Origin of the sequence: Nonomuraea phyllanthi (genome assembly GCF_006334985.2) — a bacterium.
Classification (GTDB): domain Bacteria; phylum Actinomycetota; class Actinomycetes; order Streptosporangiales; family Streptosporangiaceae; genus Nonomuraea; species Nonomuraea phyllanthi.
On the sequence record NZ_VDLX02000006.1, the window covers coordinates 344,585 to 359,006 of the forward strand.

Consider the following 14,422-nt stretch of genomic DNA (forward strand, 5'->3'; position numbering starts at 1 on the left):
CTTCGATATATCGTATTTATTTCCGATAAGCCGAATCATAGGAGCCGTCGAGCTCCGATGGCAATGCCCCGGGCCGGCATCCGAGCCGCCGGGAGATCACGATGCTGAGATGGACGACGCCCCTCGCGGCCGCGTCACGCCTGTCTCCGACGAGGTCACGGGCGAAGCCGGTGACCCCGACCGACCCGGCGACCCGGCCCTCCGCGTTGAAGCACGGCGCGGCCAGGCAGGAGATCTCGGCCTGCTCCTCTTCCTCCTCGACGGCGTAGCCGTCGGTGCGCACCCTCTCCAGGAGCTTCTTGAACGCCTCCGGGCTGGAGCCATGCGCCCGCGGCCCCTGCCCCGCGCTCAGGTGCGGCAGCAGGACGGCGAGTTCGTCCTCGGGCAGATGGGCCGCGATGGCCCGGCCCAGCGCGGTCAGGTCGAAGGGCGCGACCTTGCCCGGGTAGGTGTCGAACTGGATGAAGCCCGGCGTCGCGGCCTTGGCCACGTAGACCACCGAGGCCCCGTCCAGGACCCCGATGTGCACCGGCATGCCCAGCTCCTCGGCCAGGGCCCGCATCTCGGCGATCGCGATCTGCGACAGGTCGACCTTGCGGACCAGCTGGCTGGCCAGGCCGTAGAGCCGCAGCGTGGGGCGCCAGAAATGGCTGCGCCCGATCACCTTGCGGGTGGCGTATCCCCGATGCTCCAGGGTGTAGACGATGCTCGCGCAGGTCGCCAGCGGTATACGGGTCACCTTGGCCAGCGCCGTCAGCGTGAGGCCCTCTTCGGCCGTCACCAGCTGCTCCAGAACGGTCAGCGTGCGGTCCACCCCCGGAGACGCCGGGCGCTCCGGCCCGCGGCCACCATCAGACATCGACCAGCCCTACCTTTCGGCTCGTTGTTTCCCTTGCGTTGCGCAGCACCGACGTCGGTGGTCGCCCATCGGAACGTGACCTCATTCCCCGAGGCACAACTTTCTGAGATCCCGATAATACTTTCACTATATCGAAAGAATGAGATCTGTGAGCGCTGATCGAAAGTACCCGGGATCAACCGTCTCCGGCGTTGTCGCCATCATCCGCCTGCGTGAGGGCGAACCCGGCGACGCCATCGCCGCGGTAGGCCTTTCCCGTCTCCGCCCTCGGCGGCGCCGCCTGACTGCGGGCCGTTCGCGAACCGCTCGGCGACGTGCCCGCTCGACCTCCCGGACGGAACGGCGGTCCGTTGAGGCCGGTGAAGCAGGCCCTTGCCTTTCTCGGACGCCGGTGTCACAGTGTCCCATTATCGACACTCCGGATATATCTTCCAAATGTCGAAAATAACGCACATCCGACACCGGCGCTGTCCGCATGCCGTTCGAGGAGGCCGTCCCACGTGAGAGAACCGTCCAGGCGCCGAATGCTTCTGCTGACCGGCGGAGCCGTCACCGGAGGCGCATTGGCCGCCGTCACCCCCCTGACCACCCCGCTCACGAGCGCGCACGCCGACACGTTCGTGCCCACCCCACTGGCGGCGTCCGAACCCGAACCCACCATCGAACGCGCCAAGCGCTGGTGGCTGCCGCAGCGCAACGTGTGGACGCCCATCGGCTGGAAAGGGCATCTGTTCCGGTTCAACTGCGTCTACAACGGATCCCTCATCTGCGACCCGAGCTGGGTCCTGTCGGCGAAGCCCAACACCGACCCGTACCACGGGAAGAACTTCCAGACGACCGTCGTGATGCCCTTGCGGGGCGGGGGATTCCGGGACTTCCCGACCTCCGTGCACGAGGTCTGGGACGACGACCTCGGCTACGGCAGGCAGGGCTGGGTGGAGGAGAGCGACGCGCCCGTCCTGTGGACCGAGCACCGGCGCCACGAAGGTCTCGTCATCCGGCAGAGCGTGTTCGCCCATGTGCCCGGCGGCGGCCCCGTCCAGACGGCCGTCGAACCGATCTACGCGTGGACCCGCTTCGAGGTCGTCTACGTCGACCCGTTGAACGCCCCCAAGGATTTCACGTTCCAGCTCTGGCTCAGCGGCTCGTACATGAAGCCCTCCGGTCCCTTTCAGGACGAGAACGGCGTACCGCTCACTGTGTTCCCCGAGACCGCCCCCATCGTCGGAGGGCTCACGATGCAGCGGGTGTGGAACCCCACCGGCAAACCCCTGACGGTGCCGATCACCGACGGCGACGGCAACGTCCGGGTCATGGTGGTCACGGCGGACCAGGGATCGATCGCCATGACCGAGAACTCCAAGGTCAAGGGCGTTTACGACTTACGCCTCGGCCTGCCCGTCGTGGCCGGCGCCCACGTGGACGTGCTGATCCCGATGCTGCCCCAGCAGCTCGCCGACGCCAAGGCCGAGGCGGAGATCGGACGTGACGGGGCACTCGCCCAGTGCCAGGGGTTCTGGAAGGAGCGCGCGACCACCGTCGCCAGGATCGAGACCCCTGAGAACTACATCAACCAGGTCGTACGGCGCGGTCCGCAGCTCGCCCAGGTGGTCGCGGAGAAGAGCCCCGACACCGGGATGTTCACCTTCCTGTCCGGCTCGTACGCCTACGACGTCCTGTGGAGCACGCCGACCTCCATGGTCAGCCACATGTTCCTGGACAGGCTCGGCTACCACGACGTCGTCGAGCAGCACATCGAGATCTACAAGGCCACCCAGGGGACAAGGACGCCGCCCGGGTCCGTCTTCGCCGGCGGGACCTACCCCGGCTACCTGTCCACCCCGAAGACGCTGCAGGCCATCGACTGGATGAGCGACCACGGCGCCATCATGGAGATCCTGTCGGTGCACGCGCTGCTGACCGACCGCCCGGCGTTCATCGACAAATGGCTCGACGTCATCGTGAAGGCCTGCGAGTACGTCGTCCAGGCCTGCGCGCTCACCAACCACGACGGTGTCAAGGGCCTGATGCCACCCGGGCACTCCACGGACGAGGGCGCCGAGACCCAGGGTTTCATCAGCCAGTGCTTCACCTACAAGGGATTCACCTCGGCCGTCGAGCTCTTGCGGCGTCTCGGGCATCCCCGGGCGGCGGAGTTCGCCGAGTTCGCCGAGAGCTTCCGCGCCACCTTCGTCCAGGCCGTTCACGACCTGGCCGACAGGTCGCAGAAGTGGACCGACGCCGAGGGCGGGCAATGGCCGGTCTTCAAGCCCCAGTTCGCGGGTGACGGCGTGTGGGACGACTTCACGATGCTCGACACCGGCGCGCTGATGTCGGTCTGGGCCGGGCTGATGCCGGCGTCCGATCCGCTGATGAAGTCCTTCGTCGAGTTCTTCCGCGTGGGTCCGAACCACCGCCTCTTCGACCCGGCGCACCACAACGCGCTCTATCGGGCCGTCCTCGACCACGAGCAGTCCTCCAGCGAGCCGTGCTACAGCTGGAACATGTTCCACAGCTGGCGGCTGGGGGACCGGGCACACTACCTCGAAGGCATGTACGGCCTGCTCACGGGCGGCCTGTCCCAGGACACGTACATCTCCAGCGAGCATCGCAACGCCATCTACGGCAACCTCTTCTCCCACCCCATCATCACCTGGTCGCTCATCCACTCGGTCATCGACGACAGCCTCGTCGCGGACGAGCTGCACCTGCTCCGGCTCTGCCCGCTCGAGTGGCTCTCCTCCGACAAGCAGACCCGCTTCGAGAAGGTCCCGACCACGTTCGGCCCGGTGACGCTGCACATGAAGCTGCATCGTGACACCCTCGCGGTGGAGTTCCGGGGCGACTGGCATCACAAACCCAAGCGCGTGGTCGTCGAGACCCCGCCGCTGCCCGCTCTGAAGCGCATCAGTGTCAACGGCAAGACGTACCGCGCCGGCCACGAGGTCGTGCTCTGATGAGGTCCTCGACCGCGGCAGTCACCGCCTCCGCCCTGGCCCTCCTCTCCCTTCTCGCCGCCACTCCGCCCGCGCAGGCAGCGCCGCCGAGCGACCGCGCTCCCGCCTCGGTGAGGTCGAAGACGTGGGACGTCAGCCGCATCAGGTCCGCGAAGGCCGCCAAGAGGCCCGCACGGAAGTCCCGAACCGCGACGGCGGCCACACCGGCGGCCCATGACGTCACGGGTGACGGACGCGCCGACCTGGTCGTCCAGCTCCCCAGCGCCGATGCCGGATCGCTACGCGTCTACGCCGGCAACGGGGCCACCACGTCCGATCCGTGGGAGCCGACGTACGTGGCGACCTCTCCGCGCTGGACGTTCGCCGACTTCCTGCTCCTGGCCGACGTCACCGGAGACGGGCGCGCCGACGTCATCGCGCGCGACCCCGCCGCGGACGCCGGCACGCTGTGGGTCTACCCCAACGACGGCTCGGGCTCCGACGACCCGTGGCCGGACCGGTTCGCCGCCGGCACCGGATGGAACGTCGCCGACAAGATCCTTGCGGGCGACGTCACCGGCGACGGACACGCCGACCTGCTGGTGCGAGACCCCTCCTCCGCCAACGGCACCCTCCTGGTGTACCCGGGTGACGGCTCGGGGACGTCGAATCCGTGGACGTGGTCACCGATCTGGTCGGGCACCGGCTGGAACCTCGCCCAGATGCTGATGCTCGGCGACGTCACCGGCGATGGCCGTCCCGAGGTCGTCGCGCGCGACGGCAACGGCGCCATCCTCGTCTATCCCCACAACGGCTCGACGTCGACGAACTTCTGGACGTCGATCGTCAACGGGAGCCCCAGCGGATGGAACGCCTCGGACCAGCTGTCCATGGCGGACGTCACCGCCGACGGGCACCCGGACCTGATCGCGCGCGACACCTCCGGCAAGCTGTGGATCCACCCCTGGCAGAGTTCCACGACGGGCCGCATGTGGTCCGCGACGACACGCATCCCGGCGGGTGACGGCTTCACGTACGCCTTGGAAGTCGTGACCGGCGACATCGACGGCGACGGCAGCCCGGAGCTGGTGGCCCGGGTCGCCCGCAGCGGCGACCTCTGGCTCCTGCCGAACAACGGGGCGGCCACCGGCAACCCGTGGCCCTCCCGGGTCAGCGCCGGCACCGACTGGGGCTTCGCCTCAGAGGTGCTCCTCGGCGACGTCAACGGCGACAGCCTCCAGGACCTGCTCGCGGTCGACGGCCGGGTCTCGAACGGCACCCTGTGGATCTACCTCAACAACGGTTCCGCGACCGCTCCGCACTGGACCGCACGCTACAGCGGCGGGATCGGCTGGAACATCTTCAACCACCTGATGGTCGGGGACGTCACCGGCGACGGGCTCGCCGACATCGTCGGCCGCGACGACACCGGTGACCTGTACGCCTACCCCGGCAACGCGTCCACCACCGACTTCCCGTGGGAGCCGCGCGCGTGGGCCGGCAGCAACTGGCAGACGGCCACCCGCCTGGCCCTCGGCGATGTGGACAGCGACGGCATCGCCGACCTCGTGGACCTGGAGAACGACGGATCCCTGTGGGTCTTCCGGACCGGTGCGTCGACGGATCCGCTCGCGATCCCGGGCGACTGGGCCGGAACGCGATCGCTCAACCTCGGATACGTCACCGGCGGCTCGGGGCCGGACCTCGTCGCCGGCACCGCCTCAGGCGCGCTGTCCATCTACGCCTCCACCGGCGCGACCTCCGGGAACCCGTGGTCCGGCACTCCTCAGTCGGGCGGCGACGGTTTCCAGGACGCGGTCTCCCTGGTGCTCTAGGCGAGACTCATCGAAAGGACTTGCACATGACAGACCATAAGAAGGTGGGCATCCACACCGACCAGGCCCCGCCTCCGCGCGGCGCCTACTCCCAGGCCGTCGTGGTCGGAGACCTCGTCTACACCGCAGGCTTCGGACCGGTCGACCCGGTGACCCGAGCGATCGCCGGCGCGGACGTCGCCGAGCAGACCCGCCAGACGCTCCGCAACGTCGCGGCCGCGCTGGTGGCCGCGGGCTCGCACCTGCGGGACGTCGTCAAGGTGACTGCGCACCTGGCCGACATCGACAACGACTGGGACGGCTTCGACACGGCCTACCGGGAGTTCTTCGACGAACCACGCCCCGCCCGCACCACCGCCGGGTCCAGCCTGGGCGGAATTCTCGTGGAGATCGACGTCGTCGCCGTCAAGGGCAGCGGCGGGTAGCCCCGACCTCGCCGGGCCGGGGGATGCGCCAACGCCGGACTCCAGCGCCGGCAGCAACTCCGCCCCAACCGGAGGCGCTGTCGGCGGTCCTGACCGAATCGGTTCGGCGCCATGCCGAGTGTCCCGTCGCCGGCGGTCGGGACCCGGAGACCTGTGCGACGCGTCCCGGCGATCGGGTCAGGTGCGAGGGCGGGCGGGGCCGGTCGTGCCGCGGAGCGAGACGGGCGGGGCGAGCAGGAGATGGCGGTGCGGAGCGCCGGGGTCGGCGATGCGCTGGATCAGCAGCTCCACGGCGCGGGCCCCCATCTCGTCAGCTGGGACGTCGGCGGCGGTGAGCGGCGGATGCATGCTCTCGGCCCAGTGCTGCGCCGCCACTCCGGCGATGGAGAAGTCGCGAGGCACGTTCAGCCCCGCCTCCGCCAGCCCGCGATACGTGCCGGCGACGGCCGCCTCGTTGATGGTGGCGATGGCCGTCAGCTCCGGGTGCTCGGCGAGGAGCTGCTGGAGGCAGGTCTGCCCGGACTGGGCGTCATCGGCGCAGCAGACCCGCACTCCCTGGAGGCCGCGCTCGGCCACGGCGCGGTCGAAGCCGGCCCGCGCGCGGTGGCCGGGCCCGTACCCGGCCGCGACCAGTTCGGCGTTGCGGTTGACCAGGGCCAGGTGCCGGTGGCCGAGATCGGCCAGATGGTGCACGCACTTGGCCATGAGCGTCTCGTAGTCGACGTCCACCCAGGACATCTCCTCCGGGCGGCGGGTGCGGCCGATGCCCACGAACGGCAGGCGGCTCTGCAGCAGCCGGGTGACCCGGTCGTCCTCCAGGCGGATCTCCATGAGGATGACGCCGTCCACGCGCCTGCCGGTCACCACCCGTTCGAAGGAGCGGTCGTGCTCCCCGCCGGAAGGTGACACCAGGACGTCCAGGTCGGCACGGGCGGCGGCGTCGACCACGCTGGCCACGAAGCCGAGCTGCATGTCGGTCAGGCGCCGGCCGGCCGGCGGTATGACGAGGCCGATCGTGCGGGTGCGGCCCTCCTTCAGCGCCCTGGCCGAGGCGTTGGGCTGGTAGTCCAGTTCGTCGATGACCGCCTGGATGCGGCGCTTGGTCTCTTCCGACACCGGGCGCTTGCCGGTGAGCGCGTAGGAGACGGTGCTGCGTGACACGCCCGCCCGCTTGGCGATCTCTCCGATGTTCACCGTGCTCCTCGTCCGCACCTGCCGATCGCGGACCATCGTATGTCGAATCGGTTCCTGCCGTGGTGGACTGGTCGATCCTGGGCCGGGGACGGGCCTTCTCGCGCGCCCGTGTCTCACAACATCTCCGCATCCTTGCCCTGCTGCTCATTGACGTGGGCAAGAGAGCAGGCCTATGTTCGAGCGAATCGATTCGACGAATCGATTCGACATCGTGTCAGAACAGCCGCGTAACTCCTCGTCCTGCTGGTGATCGCCCAGCGCTACGTCACCGCCGGAGCCGCCAAAGATCGAGAAGGGACCCTCATTTCATGACCGCCGCCGCTTCCGGCCCGGTGTTCTCCCTGCGGGACATCCCGTTCAGCTACCGCGGATCATGGTTCGGCTTCTCGCCCGTCGTGGCGGAGAAGATCTACGCCGAGGACGTGCACCTGGTCTCCCATCAGACGGGCATGCACCCGATCCTGAAGCTGATCCCCACGGCCGGCGCCGCGATCACGGCCACCCCGTACCAGCTCACCTGGGCCGGTGAGCACGGCCGGATCGACCTGGCCTACGAGAACGCCGACACGGTACGCGTGCGCGGCGACGGCCTCGGGCTCCGCCTGCTGGCAGCCGACCCGGTGCTGACGCCGTTCAGCGGCCCGTACCTCTATCAGGACCCGGTGGACGGCTCGTTCGTCTTCACCGTCTACCAGACCGGACGCCGCTACCGGATCACCATCCTGGCCGGGCGGCCCGGCCATCTCGGCGCGCAAGCGCTCGGCAACGCCGAACGCGGCCTCGTCCTCGACGCCGAGTGGGAGATCGCCATCGAGGAGTACGAGACCGCACGCGCCCCCTACACCAGCGCCGACACTTTCGAGCAGGTGGTCAAGGCCGCGCGGGCGGACTTCGACGCGTTCGTGGCGGCGGTCGCGCCCTGGCGCAGCGAGCGCACGCCCGCCGCCGAACTGGCCGCCTACGTCCTGTGGTCGGCCACCGTGCGCCCGGCCGGGTTCGTCACCCGGCCCGCGGTGCTGATGTCGAAGCACTGGATGGACAAGGTGTGGAGCTGGGACCACTGCTTCAACGCCATCGCCCTGGCCGGCGGCCTGCCCGACCTGGCCTGGGACCAGTTCCACCTGCCCTTCGGCCACCAGGACCCCGCCGGCGCGCTCCCTGACTCGGTCACCCATTCCGAGGTCCTCTACAACTTCGTCAAGCCGCCCATCCACGGCTGGTCCCTGCGCCACCTGCCTCCCGCGGACCCCGGCGTCTACCCGCTGCTGGAACGCTGGACCGCCTTCTGGCTGGAGGCCCGCCGCGCCCCCGGCCGCGAGCTGCCGCACTACCAGCACGGCAACGACAGCGGCTGGGACAACGCCACCACCTTCGACCCCGAGCGCGTGGTCGAGACCGCCGATCTCGCCGCGTTCCTCGTCCTCCAGCTGCGCCGGCTGGCCCGCCTGGCCCCCGACCCGGACACCTCCGCCCGATGGAGCGCGCAGGCCGACCGGATGCGCGACGCGCTGCTCGCCGAACTGTGGGACGGTGAGCGGTTCGTCGCCCGCGGCGTGCTCTCGGGCCGCACCTGGTCAAGCTCCAGCCTGCTCGACCTCATGCCGATCGTGCTGGGGGAGGAACTGCCGCAGCCCATCCGGGCGGCCCTGGCCGCCCGGATCAGGCGGCACCTGACCGCGTTCGGCCTCGCGACCGAGCTGCCTGACTCGCCGCACTATCTGGACGACGGCTACTGGCGCGGCCCCGTGTGGGCGCCCTCGACCGTCCTGATCGAGGACGGCCTGCGCCGCGCCGGCTACGCGGACCTTGCCGACGAGATCAGCGCCCGCTTCCGCATGCTGTGCGAGAAGTCCGGGTTCGCGGAGAACTTCGACGCCCGCACGGGGGAGGGGCTGCGCGACCGCGCCTACACCTGGACGGCCAGCGCCTACCTCATCCTCGCCGCCGCCCATGAGAGGCGGGCCGCGTCCGGCGCGGTCACCGGCCCCACAGCCGCCACGTCTGGTTGAGCGGAGCGGCCTGGCCCGCTGGGTTGCAGGTCCACTGGTGGACGGGCGCTCGGGGCGCGGTGGAGATCGTGCTCACGTCGACGCACTTGCCGCTGTGGCGCGCGACGAGCTGGTAGTCGTGGGGGTCGTTGCCCGCGTAGGTGACCTTGCGCAGCGTGAACTGCTGGTTCTGCGCTCCGTTCCCGCACGCCCACTGGATCACCGGAGCGCCGTCGGCCGTGGAGTTCCCGTTCACGTCGAGGCACTTCCCGCTCTGCCGGTTGACCAGCGTGTAGGTGCCGGCCACGCCGGCGACCGGCCGGAAGTCCCACAGCTGCTGGTCGCCGCCCTCGCAGAAGTACTGCTGCTGCACGTTGCCGTCGGCGGTGCTCAGATCGGTGTTGTCCAGGCACTGCTGGGAGTGCTGGGCGACGGCGACGGACTGGAAGCCGCCGTCGGAGGGCGGCAGCAGCGTGATGGTGAACGTCTCGTCGGCGTTGGTGTGCGGCAGGTTCAGCGTGGCGCCGTTGCCGGACAGCGTCAGGACCGAGTTCTGGACGGTGACCGGCCCCTGGACCGCGCCGCCGCCGTTGTACGGGATGCGCTGCACGACCGCCCGTACCTGGTTGTTCTGCACGATGCCGCCGGTGGTGTCGAGCCCCCTGAGGTCGACGGCGATGTTGCCGGTCGTCCCCCCGCCGCCCACCAGGATCTTCGCGGTTCCGGCCGTCTTGGTGGCGAAGGCGTCGTACGCCGGGCTCGGGGTCACCGAGACGATCTGACCGGTCTGGGAGGCGTAGAAGCGGTAGACCCACCATTCGCCTTTGGGCAGGTGCCGGCCCGCGGAGTTCCGTACGAGCAGGTTGCCGAGATCGTTGTGCAGGTTGCCGGCGCTCGCCCAGTTCGCGCGCAGCCCGTCCGCGCCCGCCCGCTCCAGGCGCGCGATGTACCAGGCCCCGTCGCCGGGGTTCTGCTCGTGCGAGGCGCCGTACTCGTTGATCTGGTACGGGCGCGGATGCGGAATGCCGCGTGAGGCGAGCGTGGTGTCGGCGGCGGCCACGTTGGCGACCGGGTCGCCGGGCAGGGAGTGCCAGCTCACGATGTCGGGGATCAGGTTGTTCGCACGGACGAAGTCGAGGTAGGCGTTCCAGAAGGCGTGCGTGGTGGACGGCACGCAGGCGCAGCTGGGGCCGACGATCAGATGGCCGGGGAAGGCGGCGCGGATGCGCTGGTAGCTGCGCCGCCACAGCTCGAAGTACTGAGCCTGCGGGCGGTTCCAGAACAGGGAGATGTTCGGCTCGTTCCAGAGGTCCCACTGCACCGTGATCCCGGCCGCCCGCACGTCGTCGACCAGGCGGGTGAGGAAGGCGTCGTAGTCGGACCAGTCGCCGTTGTCGCCGGGGAAGCGCGAGATCGGGTACCCGTCGGCTCCCCACAGGTCGTGCGGGAGGATGATGAACTGGCCGCCGAGCGCGATCGTCCGGCGGGCCTGGGCCAGCGTCGCGTTCCACCGGCGTTCGTAGCCGCCCGACACCCAGCCGCCTGGCGAGCCCAGTTGAGCGCCGCCGGCGCGCATGTACCGGAACTTCACGTCGCGTAAGAAGTGGTCCGCCGGTCCTGACGCGTTCTCCGTCATGCCGTAGATCCAGCCGGACGCGCGGTAGGTCGGCGCGCCGCCGGCCACGGCGAAGTTGACGCTGATCGATTCGTCCGCGGCGTGCGCCGGCGCCGGAACGGCCGGGAGGATGACGGCGATGAGCATCGCGGCCAGGACTCGCGCGAGTTGGAGGTGGCGTCCGGCGGGCGGTTGTTGGGTGATCGTCATCGTGGGTGGCTCCTTCGAGGAGTCGTGGCCCCGCACGGGAGAGATCGCAGTCTCCTGCGAGTGATTACGCTGACCTGTGACCCAGACAGTGGTGAATCGATTCTGCGTTCAGGCTCGGCACCGGAGCCACGGTTCAGAGACATGGCCGGTGAGAGCGGTGACGGTGATTGCGAATCGATTCGATCGGATCGTAGATCTCCTGCTGGAGGCTGTCAATGGCGTGTCAGCGGCTCGAGCACGAGCCCCCGCACCATGGACGTTCCCGCGTGCCTGCGGCCATCCGCCGGGACGATGGCTCGTCCCGGCGGATGGCACGTGGTCAGCTGTCACGGGCTGTCAGGTGCGGGTCCATTGCTGGTTGGTGCCGCCGTGGCAGGTCCAGATGTGCACTTTGGTGCCGTTGGCTGTGCCGTATCCGGACACGTCCAGGCACTTGTTCGCGCCGACCGCGGTGATGGTGCCGTCGGAGTTGAGGCGCCACTTCTGGTTGTTCTGGCCGTTGCAGTCCCAGATGATCACGCTGGTGCCGTCGGCCGTGGCCGCGCCGTTCACGTCCAGGCACTTGCCGCCGTACACCCGCAGCTCACCGGCGCTGGTGGAGGTCCACTGCTGGTTGGACTGCCCGTTGCAGTCCCAGATCTGCACCTGCGCCCCGTTGGCCTGTGAGGCGCCGTTGACGTCCAGGCACCGCCCCGACCCCACACCCCACAGCGCGCCTGTCGTCGGCGGATCGACGGTCGGGGTCGGTGTCGGATCAGGGTCGCCGCCTGCGAACTGCGAGAAGAACTCCCACACCACCGGCCTGGTCCAGGACTTCTCGCCTGGCTCGAAGTCGCCGGGACTCCCGTCCACGGGACCGGGGGTGTGGCCCGCGTCGAACGCCGCCCATGCGACCGGATAACCGGCCCGGCACCCCGAGTAGTAGGTGACGATGTGCGTGAGGCTGCCCTGCGCCGGCTCCGGCGGGTTCTGGGGTGTGCACCCGTTGTTCCTGACGAACCTGTCACGCAGGGACCGGCCCGCGGAGATGTTGAGCACCGGATCCCTGAGGCCGTGCAGTCCGATGTACGCGATGGGCTCGGTGCCGCCGCTGCACCCGCTGAGCTGCCCGCCGGAGTAGACCGCCACCGCGCGGAAGACCGTCGCCCGGGCGCATGCGAGTGCGTAGCTCATGCCGCCGCCGTAGCTGAAGCCCATGGCGAAGCGCTGGGAGGTGTCCACGCAGAGGTCTGCCTCGATCCGGCGGATCATGTCGTCGACGAAGGTGACGTCCTCGCCGCCCGAGTTGGCCCAGCCGTTGTTGAAGCCCTGAGGCGCGACGAAGATCGCGGTGTTGTTCGACAACGCCCTGAGGCCGTAGTAGGACCAGGGGTACCCGCTGGTTCCGCCCCCGTCGACATCGCTGGCGGTGCCGCCATTCCAGTGGAATCCGAAAATCAACCGGTAAGGGGTCGTGTTGTTGTAGTTGTCGGGAATTCTCAGGATGTAGCTGCGATTTTTCCCGCTGGTCGTGATGGACTGCTGGCCGCTTCTCAGCGTCGGAGTCTTGCCGCATCCCGCGGTGGCCGCGAAGGCGCTCCGTTTCGCGAACGACGGGGTCGCGCTGTCGCCCAGCGCCGTTCCCACCGTGGCCAGGGCGACGAGCAGTGCCGCGCACGCGACAGCTGCGAAGAGAGACCTATGTCTCGACATGACGCAAATTCCTTTGCCGTTTTCGTGGTGACATACGTCGAAACTCGCCGGCCGGACGCCAGGGCCCCCGAAGGTCCGGCGTCCAGGCAGGCCGAAGGTTCGTGAGAGCGGATCAGCGGTAGCCTGCGGCGATGATGTCGGCCTGGACGGCGTTCTCGGTGGCGTCGGTGGGGTAGCCGGCGACGATGGCCCCTTCGTAGAAGGTTCCGGCGCTGAGGTTGGCGCCGCCGTCGGGCTTGCAGCAGTCGCCGCCGCTGCCCAGGATGATGGCCCCCTGCTTCTTCATCGGGCTGTAGCCGTTGGGGAGCGGCCCGTCGTACAGGGTGTACAGGCTGCCGGACTGCGCGTTGCTGCCCTTGATGGCGAACCGGCTGGTGCCGTTGTTCTTCAGCGTGGCGGTGACGAACTTGTGGGGGAAGGCCCGCTGGTTGGGATTCCACGACTGGCTGCCGCCGGGGTAGAGCCCCCATTCGAGGTCGGCCTGGACCCAGGGGCCGCTGCCCTGGCAGCCGCCGAACCAGCACTGCGTGCTGAAGTTGATGGCGTCCATGGCGCCGGCGGCGTCGGCCTTCCTGGTCGTCTCGCTGTTGCCGTAGTCGAAGCAGCAGCCGCCGTTGACGTGGGTGCCGCTGGTGACCATGTACATACCCTCGGGCGCGCTGCCGGTGGGCACGCCGGTCAGGTGGCCGTCCCGCCAGTAGCTGTTGCCGGGATTGATGTAGAGCGAATACGCCTTGCCGCCGCCGACGGTGAGCGACTCGGTGGTCGCGATCGCCGGCCTGCTCTGAGGGGAGCCGGGGACCACGCTGGATCCCTGGTACCACAGGTCGTTGCCCCGCCCGGACTGGTCGTACACCACGGTCATGACGCACGTGGTGCCGGCGCAGAACGAGTCCTGGGCCGCGGCGTCGGCGACACCGCCCGCGGCGAGCACGCCGATGTTCCTGGTCGTGTTGTCGGAGGAGCGTCTGACCTGGTAGAGGTTGCCGTTGTACGAGCCGTAGAGCGCCCGCGTGGTGCTGTGGGCGGCCACGCACGGCGTGCCGCCGGAGGCGTAGATGTCGCACGGGCGCGCGCCGGACGGCGGCTGGGTGGGTCCGGTTCCCGTGGTCCATTGCTGGTTGGTGCCGCCGTGGCAGGTCCAGATGTGCACCTTGGTGCCGTTGGCTGTGCCGTATCCGGACACGTCCAGGCACTTGTTCGCGCCGACCGCGGTGATGGTGCCGTCGGAGTTGAGGCGCCACTTCTGGTTGTTCTGGCCGTTGCAGTCCCAGATGATCACGCTGGTGCCGTCGGCGGTGCCCGCGCCGTAGACGTCCAGGCACTTGCCGCCGTACACCCGCAGCTCACCCGAACTCGTCGCGGTCCACTGCTGGTTGGACTGCCCGTTGCAGTCCCAGATCTGCACCTGCGCCCCGTTGGCCTGCGAGGCGCCGTTGACGTCCAGGCACCGCCCCGACCCCACGCCCACCAATGGCGTGGTCGCCGCCGAGGCGGGTGCCGACCAGGTCAGGGCGGCGGCGATCAGCGTCGCCAGCGCCGCCACGACAACGGTGACGACGGCCGCCCGAAAGCCCGATAAGGGAACGGATGAAGGCTGCATGCCGTACTCCTTCAAAGGTAGGGCGAGACCGAGACGGCAGCACTCAGAGGCTTCATGCGAATCGA

At 69.3% G+C, this 14,422-nt stretch carries 9 protein-coding genes; 4 read left to right on the forward strand and 5 right to left on the reverse strand.

The window, feature by feature from the left end; all coding sequences use genetic code 11:
* Nucleotides 1-16: 16 nt before the first annotated feature.
* Nucleotides 17-859 carry an IclR family transcriptional regulator gene (locus tag FH608_RS18680; RefSeq protein ID WP_139631811.1) on the reverse strand — a complete coding sequence of 281 codons (843 nt, stop codon included), beginning with the start codon at nucleotides 857-859 and terminating at the stop codon, nucleotides 17-19.
* A gap of 524 nt (nucleotides 860-1,383) precedes the next feature.
* On the opposite strand from FH608_RS18680, the gene FH608_RS18685 reads away from it, so the two are divergent.
* From FH608_RS18685 to FH608_RS18695, 3 genes are read left to right on the forward strand one after another with little or no spacing between them, the layout of a single operon-like run.
* Nucleotides 1,384-3,816 (forward strand): hypothetical protein, encoded by a 2,433-nt coding sequence (locus FH608_RS18685; protein ID WP_139631812.1) that lies wholly within the window; start codon nucleotides 1,384-1,386, stop codon nucleotides 3,814-3,816.
* Nucleotides 3,816-5,630 (forward strand): FG-GAP repeat domain-containing protein, encoded by a 1,815-nt coding sequence (locus FH608_RS18690; RefSeq protein WP_139631813.1) that lies wholly within the window; start codon nucleotides 3,816-3,818, stop codon nucleotides 5,628-5,630. The genes FH608_RS18685 and FH608_RS18690 overlap by 1 nt, the downstream gene beginning before the upstream one ends.
* A gap of 26 nt (nucleotides 5,631-5,656) precedes the next feature.
* Nucleotides 5,657-6,055, forward strand: coding sequence for a RidA family protein (locus FH608_RS18695; protein ID WP_139631814.1), 399 nt, complete (start codon nucleotides 5,657-5,659; stop codon nucleotides 6,053-6,055).
* 177 nt (nucleotides 6,056-6,232) lie between these two features.
* On the opposite strand, the gene FH608_RS18700 is transcribed toward FH608_RS18695, so the two are convergent.
* Nucleotides 6,233-7,249, reverse strand: a complete 1,017-nt coding sequence (locus FH608_RS18700; protein WP_139631815.1) for a LacI family DNA-binding transcriptional regulator — start codon at nucleotides 7,247-7,249, stop codon at nucleotides 6,233-6,235.
* Between the two features lie 308 nt (nucleotides 7,250-7,557).
* On the opposite strand from FH608_RS18700, the gene FH608_RS18705 reads away from it, so the two are divergent.
* Nucleotides 7,558-9,258, forward strand: coding sequence for an amylo-alpha-1,6-glucosidase (locus tag FH608_RS18705; protein ID WP_139631816.1), 1,701 nt, complete (start codon nucleotides 7,558-7,560; stop codon nucleotides 9,256-9,258).
* On the opposite strand, the gene FH608_RS18710 is transcribed toward FH608_RS18705, so the two are convergent.
* The 3 genes from FH608_RS18710 to FH608_RS18720 all read right to left on the reverse strand — a co-directional run bounded on the left by FH608_RS18710 (nucleotide 9,227) and on the right by FH608_RS18720 (nucleotide 14,357).
* Nucleotides 9,227-11,062, reverse strand: a complete 1,836-nt coding sequence (locus FH608_RS18710) for an RICIN domain-containing protein (protein ID WP_139631817.1) — start codon at nucleotides 11,060-11,062, stop codon at nucleotides 9,227-9,229. The genes FH608_RS18705 and FH608_RS18710 overlap by 32 nt on opposite strands.
* Nucleotides 11,063-11,398: 336 nt before the next feature.
* Nucleotides 11,399-12,754 carry a lectin gene (locus tag FH608_RS18715; RefSeq protein ID WP_139631818.1) on the reverse strand — a complete coding sequence of 452 codons (1,356 nt, stop codon included), beginning with the start codon at nucleotides 12,752-12,754 and terminating at the stop codon, nucleotides 11,399-11,401.
* A 112-nt stretch (nucleotides 12,755-12,866) separates the two neighbouring features.
* A complete protein-coding gene (locus FH608_RS18720) occupies nucleotides 12,867-14,357 on the reverse strand; it encodes an arabinofuranosidase catalytic domain-containing protein (protein WP_139631819.1) in 1,491 nt (496 codons plus the stop codon).
* Nucleotides 14,358-14,422 lie beyond the last annotated feature (65 nt).